At 56.6% G+C, this 24,089-nt stretch carries 21 protein-coding genes; 15 read left to right on the top strand and 6 right to left on the bottom strand.

Features of this window, described 5'->3' with window-relative positions; translation table 11 throughout:
- Positions 1-27: 27 nt before the first annotated feature.
- Entirely contained in the window at positions 28-918 is an 891-nt protein-coding gene (locus tag H7846_RS06750) for a helix-turn-helix domain-containing protein (protein WP_186695716.1), read from the top strand.
- A 125-nt stretch (positions 919-1,043) separates the two neighbouring features.
- Positions 1,044-2,216, top strand: coding sequence for a diflavin oxidoreductase (locus H7846_RS06745; RefSeq protein WP_186695715.1), 1,173 nt, complete (start codon positions 1,044-1,046; stop codon positions 2,214-2,216).
- Positions 2,217-2,425: 209 nt separating this feature from the next.
- On the opposite strand, the gene H7846_RS06740 is transcribed toward H7846_RS06745, so the two are convergent.
- Positions 2,426-5,674, bottom strand: a complete 3,249-nt coding sequence (locus H7846_RS06740) for a TonB-dependent receptor (protein ID WP_186695714.1) — start codon at positions 5,672-5,674, stop codon at positions 2,426-2,428.
- Positions 5,675-5,994: 320 nt separating this feature from the next.
- On the opposite strand from H7846_RS06740, the gene H7846_RS06735 reads away from it, so the two are divergent.
- Positions 5,995-6,771, top strand: coding sequence for a GntR family transcriptional regulator (locus H7846_RS06735; RefSeq protein ID WP_255460892.1), 777 nt, complete (start codon positions 5,995-5,997; stop codon positions 6,769-6,771).
- A gap of 137 nt (positions 6,772-6,908) precedes the next feature.
- Here the strand turns inward: H7846_RS06735 and H7846_RS06730 are convergent, their stop codons facing one another.
- Positions 6,909-7,634, bottom strand: coding sequence for an N-acetylmannosamine-6-phosphate 2-epimerase (locus H7846_RS06730; protein WP_186695713.1), 726 nt, complete (start codon positions 7,632-7,634; stop codon positions 6,909-6,911).
- Positions 7,635-7,820: 186 nt separating this feature from the next.
- On the opposite strand from H7846_RS06730, the gene H7846_RS06725 reads away from it, so the two are divergent.
- The 3 genes from H7846_RS06725 (at position 7,821) to mtnA (ending at position 10,599) form a co-directional block, all read left to right on the top strand.
- Positions 7,821-8,468, top strand: coding sequence for a hypothetical protein (locus H7846_RS06725; RefSeq protein ID WP_186695712.1), 648 nt, complete (start codon positions 7,821-7,823; stop codon positions 8,466-8,468).
- A 442-nt stretch (positions 8,469-8,910) separates the two neighbouring features.
- Positions 8,911-9,516, top strand: coding sequence for an orotate phosphoribosyltransferase (gene pyrE, locus H7846_RS06720; RefSeq protein WP_186695711.1), 606 nt, complete (start codon positions 8,911-8,913; stop codon positions 9,514-9,516).
- Positions 9,517-9,528: 12 nt separating this feature from the next.
- Complete coding sequence (gene mtnA, locus H7846_RS06715; RefSeq protein WP_186695710.1) at positions 9,529-10,599, top strand: S-methyl-5-thioribose-1-phosphate isomerase; 1,071 nt, start codon at positions 9,529-9,531, stop codon at positions 10,597-10,599.
- A gap of 30 nt (positions 10,600-10,629) precedes the next feature.
- Here the strand turns inward: mtnA and H7846_RS06710 are convergent, their stop codons facing one another.
- Positions 10,630-12,000 carry a hypothetical protein gene (locus tag H7846_RS06710; protein ID WP_186695709.1) on the bottom strand — a complete coding sequence of 457 codons (1,371 nt, stop codon included), beginning with the start codon at positions 11,998-12,000 and terminating at the stop codon, positions 10,630-10,632.
- A 140-nt stretch (positions 12,001-12,140) separates the two neighbouring features.
- On the opposite strand from H7846_RS06710, the gene H7846_RS06705 reads away from it, so the two are divergent.
- The 3 genes from H7846_RS06705 to H7846_RS06695 all read left to right on the top strand — a co-directional run bounded on the left by H7846_RS06705 (position 12,141) and on the right by H7846_RS06695 (position 15,183).
- On the top strand, positions 12,141-12,446 hold the full coding sequence (locus H7846_RS06705) for a permease (RefSeq protein WP_186695708.1): 306 nt from the start codon (positions 12,141-12,143) through the stop codon (positions 12,444-12,446).
- An 88-nt stretch (positions 12,447-12,534) separates the two neighbouring features.
- A complete protein-coding gene (mscL, locus tag H7846_RS06700) occupies positions 12,535-12,930 on the top strand; it encodes a large conductance mechanosensitive channel protein MscL (RefSeq protein WP_186695707.1) in 396 nt (131 codons plus the stop codon).
- An 81-nt stretch (positions 12,931-13,011) separates the two neighbouring features.
- Positions 13,012-15,183 carry a M28 family metallopeptidase gene (locus H7846_RS06695; RefSeq protein ID WP_255460891.1) on the top strand — a complete coding sequence of 724 codons (2,172 nt, stop codon included), beginning with the start codon at positions 13,012-13,014 and terminating at the stop codon, positions 15,181-15,183.
- 59 nt (positions 15,184-15,242) lie between these two features.
- Here H7846_RS06695 and thiC read toward each other — a convergent pair whose 3' ends face one another.
- Complete coding sequence (gene thiC / locus H7846_RS06690; RefSeq protein WP_186695705.1) at positions 15,243-16,721, bottom strand: phosphomethylpyrimidine synthase ThiC; 1,479 nt, start codon at positions 16,719-16,721, stop codon at positions 15,243-15,245.
- Between the two features lie 249 nt (positions 16,722-16,970).
- On the opposite strand from thiC, the gene H7846_RS06685 reads away from it, so the two are divergent.
- A complete protein-coding gene (locus H7846_RS06685; protein WP_186695704.1) occupies positions 16,971-17,474 on the top strand; it encodes a YciE/YciF ferroxidase family protein in 504 nt (167 codons plus the stop codon).
- A 59-nt stretch (positions 17,475-17,533) separates the two neighbouring features.
- Here H7846_RS06685 and H7846_RS06680 read toward each other — a convergent pair whose 3' ends face one another.
- Both H7846_RS06680 and H7846_RS06675 read right to left on the bottom strand, forming a co-directional pair.
- On the bottom strand, positions 17,534-20,203 hold the full coding sequence (locus H7846_RS06680) for an ABC transporter permease (protein ID WP_255460890.1): 2,670 nt from the start codon (positions 20,201-20,203) through the stop codon (positions 17,534-17,536).
- Positions 20,200-20,553, bottom strand: coding sequence for a PadR family transcriptional regulator (locus H7846_RS06675; RefSeq protein WP_186695703.1), 354 nt, complete (start codon positions 20,551-20,553; stop codon positions 20,200-20,202). The genes H7846_RS06680 and H7846_RS06675 overlap by 4 nt, the downstream gene beginning before the upstream one ends.
- Before the next feature lie 140 nt (positions 20,554-20,693).
- Between H7846_RS06675 and H7846_RS06670 the strand changes: the two genes are divergently transcribed.
- The 5 genes from H7846_RS06670 (at position 20,694) to H7846_RS06650 (ending at position 24,089) form a co-directional block, all read left to right on the top strand.
- Positions 20,694-21,143, top strand: a complete 450-nt coding sequence (locus tag H7846_RS06670) for a cytochrome c maturation protein CcmE (RefSeq protein WP_186695702.1) — start codon at positions 20,694-20,696, stop codon at positions 21,141-21,143.
- A gap of 40 nt (positions 21,144-21,183) precedes the next feature.
- Positions 21,184-21,879 (top strand): ABC transporter ATP-binding protein, encoded by a 696-nt coding sequence (locus H7846_RS06665; RefSeq protein ID WP_186695701.1) that lies wholly within the window; start codon positions 21,184-21,186, stop codon positions 21,877-21,879.
- The gene (ybaK, locus tag H7846_RS06660; RefSeq protein ID WP_186695700.1) at positions 21,876-22,382 is read left to right on the top strand and encodes a Cys-tRNA(Pro) deacylase; all 507 of its coding nucleotides are present in this window, start codon (positions 21,876-21,878) and stop codon (positions 22,380-22,382) included. The genes H7846_RS06665 and ybaK overlap by 4 nt, the downstream gene beginning before the upstream one ends.
- Positions 22,379-23,068: a heme exporter protein CcmB gene (locus tag H7846_RS06655; protein WP_186695699.1), complete on the top strand. Its 690-nt coding sequence runs from the start codon at positions 22,379-22,381 to the stop codon at positions 23,066-23,068. The genes ybaK and H7846_RS06655 overlap by 4 nt, the downstream gene beginning before the upstream one ends.
- Before the next feature lie 277 nt (positions 23,069-23,345).
- Entirely contained in the window at positions 23,346-24,089 is a 744-nt protein-coding gene (locus tag H7846_RS06650; protein WP_186695698.1) for a cytochrome c biogenesis protein, read from the top strand.

The raw sequence follows: 24,089 nt of genomic DNA, 5'->3' as shown, positions 1-24,089 counted from the left end.
CCCACTCATCTTTAATGGTCAAAGACCGTGCCCTCGCGTCCTCCTCCATCCCGCCCCAAGCCTCTCCCCTTGGAAGCTCCGAAGATCTTCTCGCAGGCAACAACTGCTCACAACGTCGTCCTTCAGTTACGGCAGGATCCGATCGGTTCCATCAGTCTTCCAGGCATCGAACACACTGTCCTTTGTATCCACGTCGGCCCATCGGCACTCCTCTCCTGCCGCCGCGATGGCAAGCAATATCGAGGCTCTGCCGTCCACGGCGACGTCGACATCATCCCTGCCTACACACCAAGCACCTGGGTAGCGCATGATTACAACGACCGCAACCTCATCCTCGCCCTGCCACAATCGCTGATTCACTCCGTGGCGCAGGACGCCGGTCACAATCCCTCACGCATTGAGATTCGCAATCGATTTCAAATCCGCGATCCTGAACTCGAGCTGATCGCCAACGCGATCCATCGTGAGGTCGAATCCGGCCACTCCTCCGGTCGTCTCTATACCGAAGGCTTGGTCGTCGCCATGACCTCCCGACTCATCGCACAGCACAGCTCCCTTGCTCAGCAACAACGCATGCCTCGAACTGCACTCTCTGGCCGCAGGCTCAAACAGGTTCTCTCCTTCATCGAGGACCAGATCGCTGACGATCTCTCGCTCGAACAGATCGCTTCAATCGCTGATCTCAGTCCATCTCACCTGAAGACTCTCTTCCGGCAGGCAATGGGAGTTCCGGTCCATCAGTATGTCATTCAGCGCCGTGTCGAGCGCGCTCGCATTCTACTCATGCAGGATGGCCTCACCATGGCCGAGATCGCCGCCGCCTGCGGCTTTGCCCACCAGAGCCATCTCGCCCGCCACATCCGCCGAGCCACCGGGCTAACCCCCAATACCCTCCGTCAAAAAATTGCCGCCGATTAAAGCCTCTTGGAAGAACGATTAACGTGAATCCAGAATCGCCGCGCACCCGGCTGAACCCTGATTTCTTCAGGTTCTACTGCACTTCACACTCCGCAATTTGCCCACGATGCATTTACCATAAAGGCATGAGCGAAGTTTTGGACCAGGAAGCGAAAGCTGGGGCGGCGCACGCCCAAAAGTACACACGGAACAACCCGTACACCTCTCACGTCAATGTCAATTACCTCCTCACCGGCGAAGGCTCCGAGAAGGAGACCCGGCATGTCGAGCTCGCGGTGGAAGAGGGCATGACCTACACCCCCGGCGACGCCGTCGGTATCATCCCCGAGAATCGGCCTGAGGCTGTCGCCGATGCGATTAAGGCCCTTGGTTACAAGGGTGACGAGCGCGTCCTCGACCATTACAAGGTCGAAATCTCCCTCGAAGAGGCGCTCCGTACTCGCCTCGGAATCGGCAAGCTTGCTCGCGGCTCTGTCGGCCAGTACGCCAAGCTCGCCCCCAACGTCGAAGGACTCCAGCATCTCACGGGTCCCGACAACCGCGCCCGTGCCGAAGAATACTGCTGGGGTCGCGAGTTCGTCGATCTCGCCACGGACTTCCCCGGCGTCATCACCGATCCGCAGCAGCTCTTCAACGTGCTGCAGCGTCTCACACCGCGGATGTACTCGATCTCTTCGAGCCAGAAGGTTCATCCCGATAGCGTCCACACCACCGTGCGCGTCATCCGGTACGACTCCCACGGCCGTAACCGTCAGGGCGTCGCCAGCGGCCACATCGGCGACCGTGCTGGCGAGGGAATGTCCCTTCCCATCTTCCTGCACTCCAACAATAATTTCCGCCTCCCCGAAGACAATGACGTTCCTGTCATCATGGTTGGCCCCGGAACCGGCATCGCTCCCTTCCGCGCCTTCCTCGAGGAGCGCCAGGCCCTCGGAGCCAAGGGCTCGAACCTCCTCTTCTTCGGTGAGCAGCGTATGAAGATGGACTTCCTCTATCAGCAGCAGCTCGAAGGCATGGTCAAGGATGGTTTCCTCACTCTTTACACTGCCTTCTCCCGCGATCAGCACAACAAGGTCTATGTGCAGGATCGCATCCAGGAAAATGCGAAGCAGGTTTACGAATGGCTTGAGCGCGGAGCCTACTTCTACGTCTGCGGCGATGCTACTCGCATGGCCAAAGATGTAGAACTCGCTCTCCTCGACGCCATCGCCCAGGGATCCAACGGCACGCTCGAACACGCCAACGAGTATCTGGCCAACATGAAGAAGCAGAAGCGCTACCAGCGCGACGTTTACTAATCTGTAACAACGACTGGATTCCTCGACGAAGGTGTCCTCCTGAAAGGAGCGGTATCAACCGCGTAGTCGAAGGATCTGCCGTATCTCCCCCCCCAAGAGGGCTCTTCGGAGCCCTCTTACTCTTTCCCCTTTGAATAAAAAAAGCCCTCCCTCCCGGACCAGGGGAGGAAGGGCGGAAAGAAAATGAGCCTTGATCTAAAGTAGGTCTTCTAGAAGACCAGCTTCAGGGCAAGCTGAATCTGTCGCTCGGTCGAAACCGTATTCGTAATCTGACCGAAATTGCTCGACGAGGTGCTGTTGCTCGGAGGGGCAAGACTGGTGGTGTTCAACACATTGAAGAAGTCCGCACGGAAATCCAGGTGCTTACTCTCCGTAAAGTTGAACGCCTTGCTCAACGCGGCATCCAGGTTTTTGTAGCTGGGAGCGCGCTCTGAACCAACCCTCGCGGTTCCAAAGCCGGTCGACGACTCTTCACCGTAGGCACAGACACCGTTATCCACATCGGTAAGACACTGCGTAGCTGAAGGATCGGTGCCAAACCAGTGGTCGACGCTGCTTCCAACGATCTTGAGTGGACGATAGTGGTTGCCACGATCGCCACGCTGGTTGACGTTATAGTAAGTCGCCGAAGCCACCGTCACGGGCATGCCCGAATGTAGGCTGGCAACAGCGCCCAGCTTCCATCCGCCAAGCGCAAGGTCAGCGAAGCGGTTAATGTTCCCTCCAAACTGTTTCCCACGGCCGAAGGGTAGGTCGTAGTAACCCGAGAAGGAGAAGATGTGCTTGGTATCGAAGAACGCCGGGCCGTAGTCCCCTGCTCCGTTGTAGGAATCCTGCCAGTAGGCGCCCTGTGAGGCCGCTGCGCCGCCGCCCGCGCCATAGTAGCCGAGGTTGTTGGTCAGCGACTTGCTCCAGGTGTAGTTAGTCAAGAACTCAAGTCCATGATTCAGACGGCGACGGCCGGTGATCTGCAGGGCGTTGTAGTTCATGTTGGACTTCGATTCCGTCAGACTGACCTGTGTAACTTGCGAGAGTCCGGGTAGTGCGGAGACCGGGCGTGGACAGCTGGGACACTTCTGCTGGTTGCCCTCACGAGGATCGACCAAATGGTCGCCAGTTTGTCCTAGATACGCTACTACCAGCGAAGTCGAGTTGTTCACCTCATACTCCGTCGTCAGGTTGTACTGCTGAATCAGTGCAGGCTTCAGATTAGGGTCCCACGCACGCACGTTACCCGAGAAAGTTGTGGCATCCGGCGGCAGCGGAAATCCATTCTGCACCTGGAAGTAAGCTCCCCCTGGCGCATGCTTGCCGGAGGCATCCAGGAAGAATGGAGGATTCAGCGGCAGACGCAGGTTCGCGCCTGTGCCCTCGAGGAAGTTCGTGATGCCATAACCGCCTCGCACCACAAACTTGCCTCCAAAGCGATCCGGAGTGTAGGCGAAACCGAGACGCGGCATAAATCCGCCCCAGTATGCGTTATAGAGAGCACGACTGTTTCCATCCTTGCCTGCGAACTGAATCGCACCGGTGGTCAGATTAATGTTGGTCTGCTTGTTGTTGACCTCATAGAGCGGTTGGTCCCACTCCCAGCGCATGCCGAGATTCAGCGTAAGGTTCTGCGTTACCTTCCAGTCGTCCTGGACGAAAAGAGCGTCGCGCCACTGACGCTGGCCCCACTCGTCGGTGTACGAACCTTGTCCGTACTGAAAGGCCTGGTTGGTAAGGAAGTCGCTCCACGCATCGCCAGTAGCATCGTTGGTATAGGTGAAGAAGCCGCGCGCTCCATCGTTGCCGGAGTAATTCCGGTTGGCCTGGTAGCGGAGGAACTGCGCGCCAAACTTCAGCGTATGTCGTCCCATCTGCCAGCTGACGTTGTCGCCATAGGTAAAGGCGTTCACAATGCTGTCAGACTGCACACCGTTGCCGCCGCCCGAGCCGCCGCCGATGGCATCGACGCCGGAGTTCGATGCATCGAGCGTTGAGATTCCGGGTGCAACCTGCGTTCCGGGAATCCCCAGCTTCTGGTTCCCTGTCAGCCCGAGCATACCAGCGACATCGGCCGCCTCATTGGTGTAACGCGTGCGGCCAAAACCGGCACGTGCCTCATTCACAATGTTGTTAGAGAAAGTATGGGTCCAGTTAAGAACGAAGCCCGTATAAGGGTCTGAATTGTTGGAAGGAGTATCCGTTGGGAGCGAAACCTTTGTGTAACCACTGCCTTCGCGTCCAATCGAGAAGCGTCCCGAAACGCTGTCGTGCGCCGTCAGGTTGGCGTCGATCTTTACATCGGCCTGGTCGTTATGGGTCGCCTGTGCGCTGATCCCACGATAGTTGCCGATGATCCCATTCGGGTTCGTACTGGCAGTATTGGGCAATGGATACAGTTCAGGATGAGCGAAGAGATACTGTGCCGCTGGGTTTGTAATGGCAACAGTCGTTCCGAGCCCTGGGACAAACCCTTGGCGCATTGCTGCTGTAGCCACAGAGCGCGTCTCCGTAGTGCTGTTATGCTGCCGTGCTCCCTGATAATCCATGAAGAAAAACACGCGGTCGTGGAAGATCGGCCCGCCTAACGTACCGCCGAAGATGCTCCGGTTCAGCGAAGGAACAGGTCCAATCGATGCCTTGTCCGAAGTGTGTTTGTTTGCCCAGCTATTTGCATTGAGGTTCGTGTTCTCAAGGAACCAAAAGGCATTGCCGTGGAACTGGTTGGTACCGCTCTTGGTCACCATCACCACTTGGCCGCCGTTGGCGTTGCCATACTCAGCGGTGGCATTGCCCGTGATGATATGGAGCTCTCCAATCGCATCGACATTCGGGCTATAACCGATGTAATTGTCAATCGACTCGTTGATGTCCATTCCGTCCAACGTGTAGTTATTCGTCTGCTCACGGTTGCCGTTGACGAAGAAGCCACCGTTGTAATTGCTGCGTCCAACCATGTTGTGAGCATTCGGATCGGGTGCCACGGCACCCGCCACGAGCGTCGTCAGGTTCGCAAAGTTTCGCGCCTGTATGGGAAGCTCCGTGGCCTGCGTGGCCGTAATAGCATCGCCCGTCGTCGCGTTTTCCGTGTTGATAATGGGGGCCTCGGAGGTAACCTCCACATTCGTGCTCACCGAACCGACCGTCAGCTTCGCGTCGACCCTGGCCTCCTGGCTCACTTCAAGCGCGAACGGGCCAGCCGTCGACGAACTGAATCCCTGTGCTGAAATGTTCAGCTTGTAATGCCCAATCTGGAGAAAGCGAATTGTGTAGACGCCGGCGCTGTTCGTGGCCGTCGAGGTCTGAACGCCGGTATCGATATTCACAGCGGTCACCTTCGCCCCGCCGACTGCCGCTCCACTGGCATCTGTTACTGTTCCCGTTACAGATCCCGTAATCGTCTGTGCCAATGCCATCGAGCAACTGACCAGAAAAAGAAAGACGCTGCATAGCGCAATGCGTGCTCTCATAAAAACCTCCGCAAAGTATGTTTGGTCGAAAGTCGCGCAATCCCGGACTTTTTTATAGGACCTGCCCTTCACCCGCTTCGGCCGATTCTGACCGCACGCCTGAATTTTGAAATCCGTCAGGTTGTAAAGTTGACTTAATGTATAGACAACTGTACGAAATTGGCAAGATATTTTTTTAGGATTTACCAGGGGCACAATAATCTCTCCCCTTGAAAGGAGCAAAAAAATGGAACGACCACACGATTTCTAACGTACTTCTGGACAACCACTCGCAGAGAACGTTAGAAACAACACACACGAAAAATCAGGAGATCCGTACTGTGTCAAAACTTCAGGCTTCGTCCGCCTCTTCTCCCCATGTTCTGGATAAGAATGGATTCATCCCGCTCTACTATCAGATCCAGCGAGCCCTGATGGAGAAGATTCAGTCGGGAGAGCTCTCCGATGGCGACCTCCTTGCCTCCGAAGAAGAATTAGCGCGAAAGTACAAGGTCAGCCGCATGACAGCACGTCAGGCTCTCCACGGACTCAAAGCGAGAGGTTACGCACACAGCCAGAAAGGTCGTGGGACCTTCGTCACCAGCCCCAAGCTCGAAAAAAACATCATGCATCTTCGTGGGTTCACCGAAGACATGAAGCAGCGCGGCATGCAACCCAGCTCACAGCTCTTGGAACAGGCCGTGGTCCACGCTGGAGAAGAGCTGGCTGAAAGTCTGAAAATCTCCTCCGACGCTTCCGTCATCAAGCTTCACCGGCTTCGGCTGGCAGATGGCATCCCCATGGCTTTAGAGACCTCGTATATTCCGCTGGCCCCCTTTCCCGGGCTGGAGCGCATCAACTTCGCCAAGCACTCTCTCTACTACACCCTTCGCGAAAGCTACGGCGTGCGTGTCGCCTGGGCTGACGAGATTATCGAAGCGCTTCCCGCCACCAAAGAAGAATCCGAACTCCTGACCATCCCGCGCCGCTCCAGCGTTCTCTCCATCTCGCGCATCATCATTACCACTGAACAAACTCCGATCGAGGTCGCCTATTCCCGATACCGCGGAGATCGCTACCGCGCCTTTATCCGCGTCCCAACCACCACAATTGAGTAACCGCAACGTAGGTCATACCGGCAACGCACAGTTTCTTCGCTATTTTTTTGCGGGAGAAGTGTCATCCTTCGGCTTCGCTTCTCGCGATCAACCTGCGAGAAGCGAAGCCGAAGGAGCCGAAGGATCTGCGGGTTCCTTCAACCAATCTTGAAGCTAACCCCGTCTCTTGTCGCTGCAACAAAGCGCGCCGTAATCGTCTCCGGCCGCGTAATCGCAGAGCCTACCAGAGCTGCATAGGCTCCTGACCCCAGCGCCCTGCGAACCTCGTCAGGCTGCTGAATATGTCCCTCGGCAATCACCGGAACGCGCATTCTCCCGATCAGCGATTCCAGCAGAGGCCATGACACGCTTCGAATCCCTGCGGTCTCAGCCGTATAGCCGTAAAGCGTCGTCGCTACCGCATCCGCTCCCGCCTCTTCGGCAGCCAGACCATCTTCCAGGCTCGCAATATCCGCCAGAACCGGCCTGTCCAGCTCCTCATGGATACGCCGAATCAGTTCCGGCCACGGCTCTGCTTCGCTCAGCCTGCGAAGTGTACAGTCCAGCGCAACAATATCGCAGCCTGCTTCTACAACAGCCCGCGCAGATGCGAACGTCGGTGTAATGTACACCTCGCCCTTCGCATCTTTTGTCTTCACCATGCCGATAAGGGGCTGTGCCGTAATCCCTCGAAAGGCTCGAGTCGCTCGCTCTCCTTCCGAACGCAGCCCCGCAGCCCCGCCACGAAGCACTGATCTCGCCATCCTGGTCACTGTGTCAAGATCGTCCATTGGATCGCCCGGATCAGCCTGGCACGAAACAATGAGTCTCCCCTTGAGAGAAGAAAAAGCTTCTCCTCCGCTGTTCTTCCATCCTGCAATCAAATGGCCTCCCAAGGCATCTTCTATCTGTAAGATTTATCCCGAAAACCCCCTCGCGGCAACCTCTTTGGTCATACTTCTGCGAGCAGGTTGCTCATCAGGCTCAATACCGAACAAAGCTCGAACCATTCCCCCAAAGAAATGCGATGACGCTTCCTCATCTCGTTCGTCGTACCATTACCCCAGAGCATGCCTCTCCCGAATCCAACTCGGCTCTCTTTTCTGCTCTGCCTCACCTTGCCGCTCGCGGCGCAGTCCATGCAGACACCAGCGGCACAGGCGCCATGGACTCAGCCTGCTCCTTCGTCTCCCAACCGCGCCAGCATCACCTATGCCAACGACCAGCTTACCGTCCAGGCCGATAACTCCAGCCTCAACCAGATCCTTCACGAAATCTCCCGGATCGCCGGTGTCACCATCACCGGTGGAGTTGCGGAAGAACGCGTCTTCGGCAAATACGGGCCCGGCAGTCTCTCCGAAGTACTTGGCCAGCTCCTCGATGGCACCTCCACCAACATGCTCTTCATCGCCAGCTCCGGCGACAAGACCCCGCAGCTCATCCTTACGCCACGCAACGGCCGCCCTTCTCCTCCCAATCCCAACGCGGCGCGCTTCGACAACAATCCTGAGGCTGCCAGTATCCCCGCACCTTCAGAACCACCCGCCCAGGCTCCTCCACAAAACCCACCCCCTCCTCCATCCGAGTCCAATAACTCACCCGCCCCTGCCGAGACAGGATCCCCTTCCCAGTCCTCGTCCTCCGGAGTAAAGACACCCCAGCAGATCTACGACGAACTGATGCGGCTACGTCAGCAACAACAAAACAACAATAAATAAGTGGGTGCCCCGTCTTTCGTGGCGAGGCCGCTAATGTGGAGCATCTGTGACGTTGCGCTCCATTCATGGAGCGCAACGAAACGAGGGGAACATTTGCATTCGTGCAACCGTGCGAATCCTCTACCTCGACTACTTCCAGGAAATGTCATTTCGAGCGAAGCGGCATGGCCGCGAAGTCGAGAAATCCCCGCATTTAAATTTCCCCGCCAATCATCTCTGTCACCAGGAATCCCTGTATTTTCCTCTGTCAAGTCCGAAAACCGCCTATCCACCTCAAATCAAAAGAATTACAGATTGCGGATTCACCCCTCTCTCCTCACTACAATAAAAATAGGAAAGCAAAACAGAAGAGAATAGAAATCAGATCGAAGTCCAGACTTAAAGCATCTGTTTCGAAGACTTTGCGCAAAAAAGTGGGGGAGGGGGTAATCTGTACAGAATCATGTCCGCCGACAATAAGACTGCTCTCCTGAACCTCATCGCGACCCACTCCTTCCGACTCGGAGACTTCACCCTCGCCAGCGGCCAGAAGTCCGACTACTACATCGACTGCCGCACCACAACACTCCACGCCGAAGGCGGACGCCTCTCCGGTCTCCTCCTCTACGACCTCATCCGCGAGCGCTTTCCCCAGGCCGAAGCCGTCGGCGGACTCACCATGGGAGCCGACCCCCTGGTCTCCAACACTGCCAGCGCAAGCGCTTGGAATCACCTGCATCACAAGCACGACCATCTCGTCCATGGCTTCCTCGTCCGCAAGGCCGAAAAGACTCACGGCACGGGACGCCGCATCGAAGGCTTCCATAAACTCGGCGCGCACGTCGTCATCGTTGACGACGTGTGCACCACCGGAGGCTCCACCATTACCGCCATCGAGGCCGCGCAGGAATCCGGCATGAACGTCATCGGAGTCCTCTGCCTCGTCGACCGCGAACAGGGCGGACGCGCCAACATCGAAGCCGCCGCTCCTCACGCGCCCTTTTACGCCCTATTCACCGCCAACGATGTGCGTGCCGCACATATCGCGGCTCATGGAGGGAACAAGTAAACTGATAAAGACATGATCCCTACCCTTGAATGGCTTCCCAGCGGCGTTAACTTCCTCGACCAGACCAAGCTTCCTCTCGAGGAGACTTACGTCCTCGCAACTGACTACAAACAGGTCGCAACCGTTATCCGCGACATGATCGTCCGTGGCGCACCGGCCATCGGAGTCTCCGCCGCCATGGGCGTCGCGCTCGGCGTCAGCCAGAGCAAGGCGACCGACATCGCCAGCCTCAATCAAGAGGTCGAGGTCATCTCGAAGACGCTCGCCGAAACCCGGCCCACCGCTGTTAATCTCTTCTGGGCCATCGAGCGGATGCGCTCGAAGTACAACGATCTCGCTGCCGCAGGCACTTCGATCCCGGAGATCAAAGCTGCCCTCATCAAGGAAGCTCAGCAGATGTATGACGAAGACATCGCTGCCTGCAAGTCCATGGGAGCTCACGGCGCTGCTCTGCTCCCGCAAGCAGGCACTGTTCTGACCCACTGCAATGCGGGAGCGCTCGCCACCTGTGGCTATGGCACGGCTCTCGGAGTCATCCGTGCCGCCGTCGAGCGCGGACACAAGATCGACGTCTACGCCGACGAGACTCGCCCGTATCTGCAGGGCGCTCGCCTCACCGCCTGGGAACTGCTGCACGACAACATTCCGACGACAGTTCTCTGCGACAACATGGCCGGCTCACTGATGCGTCAGGGCAAGATTCAGGCTGTCATCGTCGGAGCCGACCGCATCGCCGCCAACGGAGATACCGCCAACAAGATCGGGACCTACTCGGTCGCCGTCCTCGCCAAGGAGCATGGCATTCCGTTCTATGTCGCTGCACCGCTCTCGACAATCGACCTCCAAACTGCCAATGGAGATGACATACCTATCGAGCAGCGCTCTGCCACTGAGGTCACGCATTCGAACGGCAAGCAGATGACTCCCAACGGAGCAGCGATCCAGAACCCGGCCTTCGACGCAACACCGGCGAAGTACATCACCGCCATCATCACCGAGCACGGCGTCCTTCGCGCACCTTACGAACAGTCGATCAAAGAAATGTTCGAGAAGACCGCAAACTCCGAGCCTGTCTCCGCATAACACACTCTCTCGATAGAGTGTGTGTCGGACCTACGACTTCGTCAGGAAGTACACCCACTCGACCTGAACCAGCGCCAGCACGGCGACGGCCGCCCAGCCTCGCCACGACGCTCCAGTTCGATGGGACTGAGCTTGGTCTCGTGCGAGCACGCCCAGCAAAACCAACGGAGCCACAATCGGGAAGTGGTACGTCGGGTGCGACATCGAGATCCAGTACGGCAGAGCGTAGAGCACGATGGCCCCGACCAGCAGCCAAACCTCCCACCTGCGCCAGAACATACCAGGAGCCGCCGCAATCCAGTAGAAGGCGAAGCCCGCTACGACCAGATAACAAGCAGCATCGAGCAAAAACACCGGTAGAAACCATCGTGCCGCTGAACCACCTGCACCGCGCAGGTTTGCCGCGGTAAAGATATCGAAGCCCCAGAAACACCGGACTCGGTTCACGGTACGCAATAAAAACATATCCGGTCGATGCAGCACATACTGCTCGGCCAGGCGCTTGTACTCTGCCCCGCGCTCAGTCTCTGGCAGAGAGGCGACACGACGGACGATCTCCTCGTACTCCGGAAACTGCCGAATCTCTTCTGAGCCCAATTTGGCGTGGGAACCGAAGTACCACGTCCGGTAGAGAGGCGTCCATGGATTATTCCCGTAGTACAGATTCGCGCCGTTGGAATTGTTGATCGTCCACTGCCCGGAGAGTTGGTGCACCTTCCCAATCCAGGCAAAGATCATCACGCCACCAAGTGCGACAGCTAATAATGGCCGTAGCATCTGCCTGCGGCGAAAGAACACAAGCGCCGGCAGCACGACCAGCAGAGGCAACGCACTGGGACGGACGAGCGAAAGCCACCCCAGCGATCCTCCCATCAACAAAACCTCCATCCCCCCTGCACCGCTGGCACACCGAAAAGCCGCACTCAAAGCCAGCAGCAGGAGCGCCGCGGAGGGCATCTGCGTCATCGGTTCAATCGAAAAATGGACTAGTGCTGGAGTAAAGCTAAGGATCGCAAGCAGCAGGAGAGATATTTTCTGATTCACTCGGAGATCGCGGGCCAGTCGCACAAAACCTGCGCAGAACAGCAGCCACCAAGGCAACATTGAAGCGCGAAGCCAGAGATCGCTGCCTCCAGCCGCCAGGATCGGTTCCAAATAGAGAGAGAGGCCTGGGGGCCAATACGGAACAAAACGCCTGCCCCCAAGAAGAAGCTCCGCCATTTCTTTGTAGTCAGTGGAATCGGAAGCCAAAGGAGCATGTGCAACCAGGCAGAGCATCCACAAGCGGATCGCGATGCCAGCCAGAATTAGAAATGCGAATGCAGTCCAGGAGTACCGTGCTGCCGCATGGATGGGCTGATTCCACGCTGGTTCTACGCTATGTTCTTCAATCGCCTTCACACCCTCTCCCAGCCTATAACGGTCTCTATTCCCTCAAGATACGTTAGGAGTAGACCGGCTTCATCATATCTTGCACACATACAAGAACGGGGCGCCTATCGCCAAGTCTGCCGCAAACCTTCTACCCTGAAGAGAGTCTGGTGATTCTGAACTTCTTCAATCCGCGTCGTCGCTCCGTTCTTCGAGGAGCTCTTCTTGTTCTTCTCAGTCTCGGCGCAGCAGCCCTTCTCTCGGATTTTCCGAACAACCGGGCCAATCCCATGATCGTCCTTCCTACGCTGGGGGCCATCGCTGGAGCCATCGATCATGTTCGATGCATGCGACCTCGCTGGGATCTCTATCATGGAGGAGTCCTACTGCTCATCTACATGGACCTGATGGCGCTCAGTATGATTCTCTTCTTTCTCCTGTATCCCTATGCTCTCTGGCTCACGCATTCAGAATAACTTTTTGCTTTTGACACGATGCTTTGTCGTATACTCGCCCTGATTCTTTGTAAGTAAATCTTGATTTTTCTTTATGGGGGAATCTCTCATGCTCAAGGGCTTTCGCGACTTTGTCCTTCGAGGGAATGTCATCGACCTTGCTGTTGCAGTCATTATCGGGGCTGCCTTTTCAGCCATCACCAAATCCCTCGTCGACGACATCATCACGCCATTGATCGCTGCAGTTGCCGGTAAACCTGATTTTTCGGCATTAGTCTTCCATCTGAACGGAACCCCTATTAAGTATGGGAACTTCGTGAATGCCATCATTTACTTCCTCATCATCGCCTTTGTCATTTACTTCTTCCTGGTGCTTCCGGTCCAGAAGTTACTGGCTCGTATTAAGGGACCTGAAGCAGCTTCGACAAAGCCGTGCCCGGAATGCCTCTCCGACATTCCTCTCGGAGCCCATCGCTGCAAGTTCTGCAGCCAGCCCGTCGCTTAAAACATCGCTTTTCCTGCGCGGTCTATGGAATACCGCGCAGGATGCGATACTCTACCTCTAAATTTCTTTAGAGGTCTTCTTTTGCGCGCTGCTGCCCGAATTCTGGCCTGCCCCCTTCTTCTCGCCTCTTTCTCTGCCTATGCCCAGGCACCCCAAGTCTTCGGTTATCGCGACTTCAGCCAGCAGGCCAAATGGGATGCCGCTTTTCTCGCTGTTCCCGACGCCAAACTCGCGGGAGAGCACCTCAAAATCCTGACCGCAGCTCCCCACTGGGCCAGTTCGCAGGAAGACTACGCCACGGCTCTTTATGTAGCCGATAAATTCAAAGCCGCTGGACTCGAGACGCAGATCGTTCCTTATAAAGTTCTGCTCAATAAGCCCGTAAAGATCTCAATCGAGGCCTTTACGGACGATGGCAAGAAGTTGATGTCCGGACCGACTCCGGAACATGTCGATCCAAAGGAATATGGCGGCGATCCGTTCCAGAATGATCCACGCATCTTCCCCGCCTTCAACGGTTCCTCACCCTCTGGCGACGTTACCGGAGAGGTTGTCTATGCCAACTACGGCAATCTTGCTGATTTCAAAAAACTGGCCGAAATGGGAGTCAGCATAAAGGACAAGATCGTCCTCGTCCGCTATGGAGGCAATTTCCGCGGGGTGAAGGTGTATATCGCACAGCAATACGGCGCTAAAGGGGTTTTGATTTATTCCGACCCAACGGACGACGGTTATTACCGAGGCGATATCTATCCCAAAGGCCCTTACCGTCCGAAATCGGGAGTGCAACGAGGCTCCGTTCAGTTTCTTCCGATCTATCCTGGCGACCCGCAAACTCCAGGAATCGCTTCAACCCCTGATCTTCCTGATTCGAAGCGTATCCCTCTCAGTGAACTTAAAGGAAATCAGCCTTCCATTCCTGCGAATCCAATCTCCTACAAGGACGCTGCACCTATTCTGAAACATCTGGACGGTCCAACTTCCCCACGAGAATGGCAGGGGGCGCTTCCCTTCACCTATCACGTCGGTGGGACCAATAAGGTCACAGTTCATATGAACCTGGAGCAGGACACAGCACTGCGGACTATCTGGGACGTGATCGGCACAATCGAAGGCACCGACCCAGCGCAGAAAAATGATTGGGTGGTCGCTGGAAACCATCGCGATGCCTGGGTCTTCGGAGCCGTCGATCCGAATTCCGGCACGGCCGCCATGCTCGAAACCGTCCATGGCCTTGGCGAGCTGCTGAAGCAGGGATGGAAGCCGAAGCGGAGTATCGTAATTGCTTCCTGGGACGCCGAAGAAGAGGGCCTAATGGGTTCAACGGAATGGGCTGAACAACATGCTGCGCAACTCGCGCATGCAGTCGCCTACTTCAACACCGATGTCGGAGTCTCCGGACCTGACTTCAAGGCCTCTGCTGTACCGTCGCTGAAACAATTTGTTCGCGAGGTCACCAAACAGGTCTCTTCGCCCAAGGGCGGTACCGTCTACGAGCAATGGAAGCTGGATCAGCAGGGCGAGGCCGGACGCCGCACGTCGGTCAGCGCAGGAACTCCTGGAGGACCCTCACGCTTCAATGCGAAGGTGGACAATGATGTTCGTGTGGGAGATCTTGGCTCCGGCTCCGACTACACTCCCTTCATCCAGCATCTCGGAGTCCCTTCAACCGACATAGGCTCTGAAGGACCATACGGGGTCTATCACTCCGCTTTTGATAACTACAACTGGTTCGTCAAATTCGCTGACCCTACCTTCGTCTATGAACAGCAACAGGCGCGCGTCTTTGGCCTTCAGATCCTGCATATGGCCAATGCTGACGTGCTGCCTTACGACTACGAACTCTATGGCAAGGAGATCGTCAGCTATATCGAAACCGCACAGAAACACGCGGCAGCCGACAAGTTGAATCTTGATTTCGCTCCGGCCTTAGAAGCAGCTCGCCGTTTCGAAGCGTCAGGGGCTGCGATTCGCACTCATCAACAGACTCCTCCCTCAAATCCAGCAGCTCTTAACAACGCATTACGCCAGGCAGAAGGGGCTTTACTGAATCCCGAGGGGCTTCCTCATCGCCCCTGGTATAAACACACCATTTACGCTCCCGGAGAGTACACCGGTTACGCTGCCGTTGTGATCCCGGGAGTTAACGAAGCGATCAGCACACCGGATGCAACTCGTGCTCGAGAACAGTTAGTTCAACTGACCGAAGCGTTGAATCGAGCAGCAGGCATTCTTGAATCTGCTGGCAAGTAATCTAGCCAAGAAATAAAAGGCCGCCTCTTTTGGGCGGCCTTTTATTTACTTCGTCTGGATTAGCCTCTCATGGCCATCTGCTCAGTTACGATCTGCGTAAGGTCTGGCTTCTTCAGTCCGTGCTCACGCTCATTGAACTCATCCACTTTGCTCGACCAGTTCATCGAGCAGAACTTCGGACCGCACATACTGCAGAAAGCAGCTTCCTTGTAATAGTCATCCGGAAGCGTCTCATCGTGCATACCGCGCGCCGTGTCCGGATCGAGAGAAAGCGCAAACTGCTTGTCCCAATCAAACGTGTACCGCGCATGGCTGATCGCATCGTCACGGTCGCGAGCACCGGGGCGATGACGCGCAATGTCCGCAGCATGGGCCGCGATCTTGTAAGCGATAATGCCGTCCTTCACATCCTTCTCGTTTGGCAATCCCAGATGTTCCTTGGGAGTCACATAGCAGAGCATCGCGGCTCCGTGCCATCCGATCATTGCTGCGCCAATCGCAGACGTAATGTGGTCGTATCCCGGAGCGATATCGGTAACCAGCGGTCCGAGCACGTAGAATGGTGCACCATCGCAGTACTCCACTTCTTTGTCCACCTGCTCTTTGATCTTGTCCATTGGAACATGGCCAGGGCCTTCGATCATCACCTGCACATCGCTCTTCCACGCCTCGCGCGTCAGTTCACCCAGAGTCTTCAATTCGGCAAACTGTGCCTCGTCGCTCGCATCGGCGACAGAGCCTGGACGCAGACCATCGCCCAGCGAATAGCTGACATCGTACTTCGCCATAATCTTCGTGATGCGGTCGAAGTTTTCGTACAGGAAGTTCTGCTTGTGATGGTGGGTCATCCACTGCGCCATGATCGCGCCGCCACGGCTAACGATTCCGGTAATGCGCTTAGCCACCATCGGGACGTACTGGATCAGTACACCGGCATGAATCGTGAAGTAGTCCACGCCCTGCTGCGCCTGCTCTTCGAGTACTTCAAGGTACAGATCGATATTCAGGTCTTCGACACGCTTCACACGGCTCAGCGCCTCATAGATCGGAACCGTTCCGATCGGCACGGGGCTGTGCCGCAGAATCGCCTCACGGATCGTCGGAATATCTCCGCCTGTCGAAAGGTCCATCACCGTATCCGCGCCGAAGTGGACCGCGGTGTGTAGCTTGCGCAACTCTTCATCAACGTTGGATACCAGTGCCGAATTCCCGATATTCGCGTTGATCTTGCAAAGACTTTCGACACCGATACACATCGGCTCCAACTCAACGTGGTTGATGTTGGCTGGGATAATCATCGTTCCCTTAGCCACTTCATTACGGATCTTCTCTGCCGAGACCTTCTCGCGCTCAGCCACGAACACCATCTCTTCAGTAATCAAACCTTTACGCGCAAAGTGCATCTGCGACATGTTCCAGTCGCCAGTCCGCTCGGCCTCAGCCTTTCGCTTGACGATCCACTCCGCCCGGCCTGTCGGAACCTTGTATCCGTTGCCGTTCGTGCCGTTTCCACTCGGATGATTGCCATGTGTACCCATAAAACCCTCTTTCAAACGAAAAACTGCGCCATTCGTAGGACGTACCCCGAGTATATCGCTGTATTGGGAGCGCCGCACGAGCCTCACTCCGTCGGCCAACCTAACGCTCCTATCCGCATCCAACCCACACAAGAACGTGCACGACCGTGAGTACTCCGGCGAACGTTGCCGTCTTTCCACGGAATCCGATTCCCCGCATTTGCTTACATGGCACCCACAGTTTGTGCGGTCAGACAAAGGAGTTCCCCGATGAAGATGTTCTCAGGCAATATCGAAGATTTGCGTACGCTCTATATCCGCAATCTAAAAAAAGCTCTCGACATGGAACGAAAGATTACCAACACCCTGCCCAAGATGATTGAGAAGTCGACCGACCAGCAGCTCGCAACTGCTTTCCACAATCACCTTCGCCAAACGGAAGGTCATGTTGCCAACATCGAATCACTTCTCCGCAAGGCAACGGGCAAGAGCGATACAGAAGCCTGTAAAGCGATGAGCAGCCTTGTTACTGAATCCGGAAACAGCATCAAGGACACTTCCAATGCGACGATTCGGGATATTACGTTGATTGCATCTGCGCAGCAGATGGAACACCACGAAATGGCCATCTACGGCACGCTCCGAACCTGGGCCAGCATACTTGGCCTGGCGGAAGATGCGCGCATCCTGGATTCCATCCTCTCCGAAGAGAAAGCCGCCGATAAGCTGCTCAGTTCCATCTCAGGAGAAGTCAATCTGCAGGCCGCAGCGTAGCTGCTGTCCCAAAAGCAACCCGGCAGGAAACGACCTGCCGGGTTGCTTTTTTGAGGAGACTACTCATTTCGTAACGCAACCATCGGATTGATTCGCGAAGCCCTGCGTGCCGGAAGATATCCGGCCAACGCAGCGACAATACCGAGCGCAACCGCCATCGCAACAAAGGTCATTGGATCCGTTGGTTTCGTACCAAAGAGCAAGGATGCAATCAGATTCGCAACCGCCAACGACGCAATCGCACCGACCACAATTCCTATCGCAGTCATGCGTAACGTCTTCGCCAGCACACCCATCTGTACGTTCTCAGGCGATGCTCCGAGTGCCATTCTCACACCGATCTCCTGCGTTCTGCGTGTGACGGAGTATGAAATCACGCCGTAGATTCCCAACGATGCCAACAAGAGCCCTAGCCCCGCAAAAATACCTACCAGCAGCATGAAGAACTGGCGCGGTGAAACCGCATGATCTACGAGGCGCTGCATGGGCCGAAACTCCACCGCCGCCTGGTTTGGATTGATCTCGCGCAATGTCCGCATCACACTACTCGCCAACTGCTCTGGTGGCAGCCTGCTCCGCACCACGAGTACAGCGCCATCTGGGCCCCAGTCCTTCTCCATCATGGGCAGGTACATCTGCCAGCCAACTTTTCCTTCGACACTCGTATCTCGAACATCCGCGATCACGCCGATCACCCGAACATCCTTGTTTCCGATGACCGCCATCTTGCCGACAGCATCCTCATTCGGCCATAGACCTTTCGCAGCGGATTCATTCAAAATGACAGCGCCTTCGCTCTTGTCGTTGTCCTGCCAGGTAAAGTCCCGCCCGCGCAGACGCATCCCCATCGCCCTCAGATATCCCGGCGAAACAATATAGACAAACGCTCCCGGCAATTCCCCCGGCTTATACGTCTTGCCTTTGATCCGCGGAGCCCCCCACGAGCGATTGCGATCGAGCGGCAAATTATCAGAGAAACCCACCGCGTCAATCCCCGGAAGACCGCCGACCCGGTCCGCGATGTTCTGCAGAATAGCGCTCCGCTTCTCTGTGCTCCCACCATCGTCATAGTCGACTCGCACAGCAGCCGCACGACTCGGCTGGAACCCGAGGTCCACATCCAATACGTGTAGAAAACTTCTTAGCAGAAGCCCCGCACCGACCAACAACACGCACGCCAACGCTACTTCAGAGATCACCAATGCCGTGCGCATCTTCTCATGCTGTCGGCCTTCCGTCGTTCCGTGGCCTCCGTCTTTCAATGCCTCCTGAACATTCGTGCGTGAAGCCCGGATACCGGGCATCAGTCCAAACAGAATCGCTGTCGATACCGAGATCAACAGCGTCCATGCCAATGCTGTGCCATCCAACTTCACGCTGCTCAACAGCGGCAGCGCAATCGACCCCTGATGGGCAAGATACTGCAGAAGCCCATATGCCAGTCCGAGCCCAAGAGCAGCCCCTCCACCAGCCAGTACCAGGCTCTCCGTCAATAACTGACGAATCAAACGTCCACGCGCCGCCCCTAGAGCACTCCGCAACGCAAATTCCTTGCTGCGCGCAGCAGCACGAGCCAGCAGCAGGTTCGAAAGATTCACGCAAACAATCAGCAGAATCATTCCCACAGCACTCCATAGCACGATCAATGATCGGCGTAGCTTTCCGCTGATGTAGTCCTTCAAAAAAATCGGCTGAGCCGTATAGTTTCCCTTGGAATCCGCGAAACGCTTGCCCCAGTAAAACTGTGGGAACAGGGTCTTCGCCTCAGAGCGTGCCTGCGCCAGCGTGACACCCTGCTTCAAACGCCCAATGATGGCAATCGTATTTCCTTCATAACGGATGTCGTCCATGATCAATGGGGTCAGGACATCGACCTTAGCGCCCGGCGAAAATGCTGCGCCAAAATCAAAGCTCTCCGGCAAAATTCCAGCCACCGTTACTGGTTTGTTATCCATCGCAATCGTCTTGCCCACAATCGAGCGGTCCCCGCCAAACTGCCGCTGCCAGAATGGATAAGAGAGCATCACCGCCGCAGGCCCTCCCTTTATCGACTCCTCCGGAGTAAACTGCCGCCCTAGCATCGGCTCCACACCCAGCACATGGAAGAAGTTCCCCGCCACCATAATTCCTGTCGCAGGCAGCGGAACGCCTCGTCCGGTGAGTTTGTAGTTGTCTTCTGTCGAGAATGCAAAATACCCGGTTACATCCTCATACGACTTGTTCATCAACCGCAGGTCTTCATATGCATCCACCGAATACGTGGACGCCGACAACCCCTTCGCATCCGCCGGAGCAATCCACACCAATCGCGAGGGATCATAGAACGGCAGAGGGCGCAGCAGAATCGTATTCACCACGCTGAAGACGACAACATTTGCCCCGATCCCTAAAGCAAGAATCAAAATGGATACGGTCGCAAAGCCGCGATCACGTCCCAGCGTGCGCATCGTATAGCGCAGGTCCTGCAATACAGTCTCCAGCCACGGCAACCCACGCGACTCTCGCTGGCGCTCCCTGGCCTGCTCCACTCCACCGAACTTCACCATGGCCTTCCTCCGCGCCTCTTCTGGCGTCATTCCATTACGAATGTTTTCGTCTGTCGCCATCTCGATGTGCGAGGCGATCTCTGCATCCAGTTCGCGATCCAACGGTTCCTTATGGAAGAACGCGCCGGTTTGCGCCATCGCCCGTCGTAGAAAATCCAGGAAAGACTCTCGCCCTGCGCTCATTCGACACCCCCTTCCTTCCCCATAGCCAACACACGCCCCATCACGCCCGACAGGCGCGTCCAGTAGGCTGTGTCGTCAGCCAGCTGTTTCCGTCCACGCTTGGTAATCGAATAGAACTTCGCCCGCCGGTTATTCTCCGACGCTCCCCACTCGGCCTCGATCCATCCACGCTGCTGTAAACGGACCAGTGACGCATAGATCGTGCCCTGGTTCAATAGAACCTCGTCACCACTGACCTGCTCGATACGCCGGGCAATTCCATAGCCATGCATCTCCCCCATCGCCGCCAGAGTCTGCATCACCATCAGGTCCAAGGTTCCCTGCAAAAGGTCTAGTTTCGCGTCTCCCATTCGCTTCTCCTGTGGCATCCCCACATTTATACCTGTGGATACGCCACAGGAAAACAAAAGTTCCCGGGATTTTCTCTTCCGGCCAGAATCCGGTATTCGAGCGCGTTACCCGCTCCAGAGGCGTAAGATAAAAGAAAGCCATGCCGACCCCTGACCGCAAAAGCTCGCTGAAGATCATCGTCGCCGCCGTCCTCATCCTGGGGACCGTCGCTTACCTGGCCATCACCGGCGTTAGCGAAAACAAAAGCTACTACGTCACGATCAGTGAGCTCCAGGGCATGGGAAACAAGGCATACACGCGTCATCTCCGCGTGGCCGGGAATGTTGCCCCGGGCAGCATCGAGCGCTCAGGGACCAACGCGACCTTCACGCTACTCGAACAGGGGCATACCCTGCGCGTAACCTATAAAGGCTCCGAGCCTCCGCCGGACACCTTCAAGGACGACTCCCAGGCGCTCGCCGTAGGCACCTATGGCCGTGATGGCGTATTCCATGCCACTCAGCTCCAGGCCAAATGCGCTTCTAAGTACGCTCCAGCCGCAAACCAGGCACCCACGACGACAGCCTCTGCTCTTCCTGCTTCTCGCTAAGAGCTCCACCTATACTGGCTGAGTCCACAGCAGCACACGCATGTCTACTGTCGCTCCAATTCGCGCTGAAGCCGCGAGCCTCGTCTCGGTTTCGAAGATCTATGGTTCCTTTGCTGCCCTGCGCAGCGTATCTGCGAACTTTCCTGTGGGCTCGGCTACGGTCATCCTGGGAGAAAACGGAGCAGGGAAATCGACCCTGCTCCGTACTGTTGCCGGACTGATCTCTCCCACCCGTGGCAATGCCACCGTCTTCGGAGAACCGCCGCATCGCCAGCGGAATCGCATCGCGTATATGAGTCACTCCACCATGCTCTACGACGAGTTGACCGCGATGGAGAACCTTACCTACTTCGCAAAGCTACACCGCGGTGACGGCTGCGCCTGCGTTGGATCGCCCGAGATGGCACTGCGCGCTGTCGGCCTCGACCCCACATTGACCCGACCGGTGGGCCAGTACTCCCAGGGAATGCGCCAGCGTGCTTCCCTGGCTCGTGTCCTCCAGACCGATCCCGAGCTACTTCTTCTCGACGAACCCTTCTCCAATCTCGACGTCTCCAGCGCAGCTCACCTTGTTGAGCTCCTCGCCGACTTTCGCACCTGGCCTGTGCCCGGTGGAGGAGCCCGCACCCTGATCTTCACCACCCATCAAGCCTCGCTAGCCGAGCCTCTCGCAGAACGCACTCTCTCCATGCGCCAGGGCCAGATCGTCGATATCTCCACCCGGGGGAGCCGATGAAGTTCTCTGCCCCGGCCAAGACCAACGCCGCCCGCTTCCTCGACTCCCTCAAGATCTCTTACGAACTTCGTGCCTACGAGGTCGATCCCGAAGACCTGACTGCTATCTCCGTTGCTCGCAAGATTGGCCTGCCTGCCAAGCAGGTCTTTAAGACTCTGCTTTCGCACACGAATACTGGTGAGCACCTCTTTGCCGTGATTCCCGGAGACAGCGAGCTCGATCTTAAGAAACTTGCCCACGCCGCAGGAGCCAAAAAGGCAGAGCTGGCTTCCCTCAAAGATGTCGAGCCGCTCACCGGATACATCCGCGGCGGTGTCACGGTTATGGGTGCTAAGAAGCCCTTCCCCGCCTTCGCCGATGAAATGATCGAACTCTTCGATGTCATCAGCGTCTCCGCCGGGCAGCGCGGCTTGCAGCTTATTATGTCTCCCGCTGACTACCTTCGCGCCTCGGAAGCCACGCTCGCGGATCTGACGAAAGCCCCCACTGGAGAGTCCCGTTGAAGTATCTCTCCTTCGTCCTCGAACACCTTCTCAAAGATCTCCGTCTCGAGTGGCGCTCACGCGACTCCATCAACGGCATGCTCTTCTTCGTGCTCCTGATGGTGGTCGTCTTCTCTCTCGCCTTCGATCCGGCCGGATACCCCACGGTCACCCGTCAGATTTCTGGAGGCATCCTCTGGGTCGGCCTTCTCTTCGCCTCGATTACCGCCCTTAACCAGTCTTGGACCCGCGAACAGCGAAATCAGGTTCTGGAAGCTCAACGCATGGCGCCTTCGCCTGCCTCCGCCCTTTTCGTCGGCAAGGCGCTGGCGAACATGATCTTCGTCCTGGTTGTCGAGGCTGTTCTCGCGCCGATCTTCGTTATCTTCTTCAATTTGCATGTCTTGGGGAACGCCTGGCTGCTTGCTCTTATCCTTCCCCTGGGCACCTGGGCTTTGGTCGTCAACGGCACTTTTTTTGCCGTTCTGGGCCTGCGTGCCCGGAGCCGTGAGCTTCTTCTGCCCCTGATCCTGTTGCCTCTCACGCTTCCCGCCATTGTGATGATGGTGCAGGCTACGACCGGCGTCATCACCGCCGAACTCGACCCTGTCTACCTCCGAACCTGGATCAACCAGCTCATCGGTTATGACGTCATCTACACCACCGTCTGCATCCTGCTCTTTGAAACCGTCCTCAACGCGGAATAAGCCTGTTCCCTGTTCCCTGTTCCCTGTTCCCTGTTCCCTGTTCCCTGTTCCCTGTTCCCTGTTCCCTGTTCCCTGTTCCCTGTTCCCTGTTCCCTGTTCCCTGTAAAAGTGTCATCCCGACCGAAGCGTAGCGAAGTGGAGGGATCTGCTTCTCTACCACCTTCTTTCCCCCTCCCACCATCATTCTTCGTCGTTCCACTCCTCAGAGAAATCTCTGTAGTTTCCTTCCCTCGTGCAAATCCGGGCCAGACGGAACAATCCGCGATAAAATAACTTCGTGGTTCGTCCCTCCACTCTTCGTAATGTTGCCTGGCTCTGGCTCGCCGCCACAGTTGTGGTGCTCGTCCTTGGTTTCCGGCAAGCTATCTTTATCGCTCCGCCTGAGGAGACGATGGGAGACCTCCATCGCATCTTCTATTACCATTTCGCGCACGCCATCCTCGGCCTCGTCTTTCCTTACATCAACTTTGCTGCTTCCATTGCCTTTCTCTATTGGCGACGACGTGACCCGCTAAAAGCACTGACTGCAGACGCTCTTGCCGTCGCTGCAGCGGAGATTACGATCCTCTATGTCGGGATCACGCTTGCCACGGGAATGCTCTGGGGAAAGCCCGCCTGGGGAATCTGGTGGACATGGGACGCCCGGCTCACCTCTGAGCTGATCCTCTGGCTGCTTTATGTCAGCTATATGCTTCTGCGTCGTCTCTCTCCCTCTGGGCAGACGCCGACGTTGGCTGCCATTCTCTCTATCTTTGCCGCCATTGACGTCCCCATTGACTTCATGTCGATCGAGTGGTGGCGCACCCAGCATCCCGCTCCTGTCTTTGGCCCCAATGGAGGCGGCATCGCCCCCCAATTTGTTCCCGCCGTTCTCTGGAATCTTGCAGGGTGGGCCATGTGGGGAATCTTCCTTCTGGGCTTCCGCTTCGCCATCGAACGCCGCCGCCAGCTCGCCGAGCAAGAGGCAGCTCTCATGGCTCTTGAAGCCTCTCTCGAAACTCCCAGCAACGGAGCGCGCTGA

This window comes from Edaphobacter sp. 4G125 (genome assembly GCF_014274685.1).
Taxonomy (GTDB): Bacteria; Acidobacteriota; Terriglobia; order Terriglobales; family Acidobacteriaceae; genus Edaphobacter.
The sequence above is the reverse complement of the archived record's forward strand: the minus strand, read 5'-3'. Positions and strand labels throughout refer to the sequence as shown.

What these genes read in the sequence shown, in the direction of transcription:
- H7846_RS06745 (WP_186695715.1), top strand. Translation starts at nt 1,044, where the DNA reads ATGAGCGAAGTTTTGGACCAGGAAGCGAAAGCTGGGGCGGCGCACGCC.
- H7846_RS06740 (WP_186695714.1), bottom strand. Translation starts at nt 5,674, where the DNA reads ATGAGAGCACGCATTGCGCTATGCAGCGTCTTTCTTTTTCTGGTCAGT.
- H7846_RS06725 (WP_186695712.1), top strand. Translation starts at nt 7,821, where the DNA reads ATGCCTCTCCCGAATCCAACTCGGCTCTCTTTTCTGCTCTGCCTCACC.
- pyrE (WP_186695711.1), top strand. Translation starts at nt 8,911, where the DNA reads ATGTCCGCCGACAATAAGACTGCTCTCCTGAACCTCATCGCGACCCAC.
- mtnA (WP_186695710.1), top strand. Translation starts at nt 9,529, where the DNA reads ATGATCCCTACCCTTGAATGGCTTCCCAGCGGCGTTAACTTCCTCGAC.
- mscL (WP_186695707.1), top strand. Translation starts at nt 12,535, where the DNA reads ATGCTCAAGGGCTTTCGCGACTTTGTCCTTCGAGGGAATGTCATCGAC.
- thiC (WP_186695705.1), bottom strand. Translation starts at nt 16,721, where the DNA reads ATGGGTACACATGGCAATCATCCGAGTGGAAACGGCACGAACGGCAAC.
- H7846_RS06685 (WP_186695704.1), top strand. Translation starts at nt 16,971, where the DNA reads ATGAAGATGTTCTCAGGCAATATCGAAGATTTGCGTACGCTCTATATC.
- H7846_RS06680 (WP_255460890.1), bottom strand. Translation starts at nt 20,203, where the DNA reads ATGAGCGCAGGGCGAGAGTCTTTCCTGGATTTTCTACGACGGGCGATG.
- H7846_RS06675 (WP_186695703.1), bottom strand. Translation starts at nt 20,553, where the DNA reads ATGGGAGACGCGAAACTAGACCTTTTGCAGGGAACCTTGGACCTGATG.
- H7846_RS06670 (WP_186695702.1), top strand. Translation starts at nt 20,694, where the DNA reads ATGCCGACCCCTGACCGCAAAAGCTCGCTGAAGATCATCGTCGCCGCC.
- H7846_RS06665 (WP_186695701.1), top strand. Translation starts at nt 21,184, where the DNA reads ATGTCTACTGTCGCTCCAATTCGCGCTGAAGCCGCGAGCCTCGTCTCG.
- ybaK (WP_186695700.1), top strand. Translation starts at nt 21,876, where the DNA reads ATGAAGTTCTCTGCCCCGGCCAAGACCAACGCCGCCCGCTTCCTCGAC.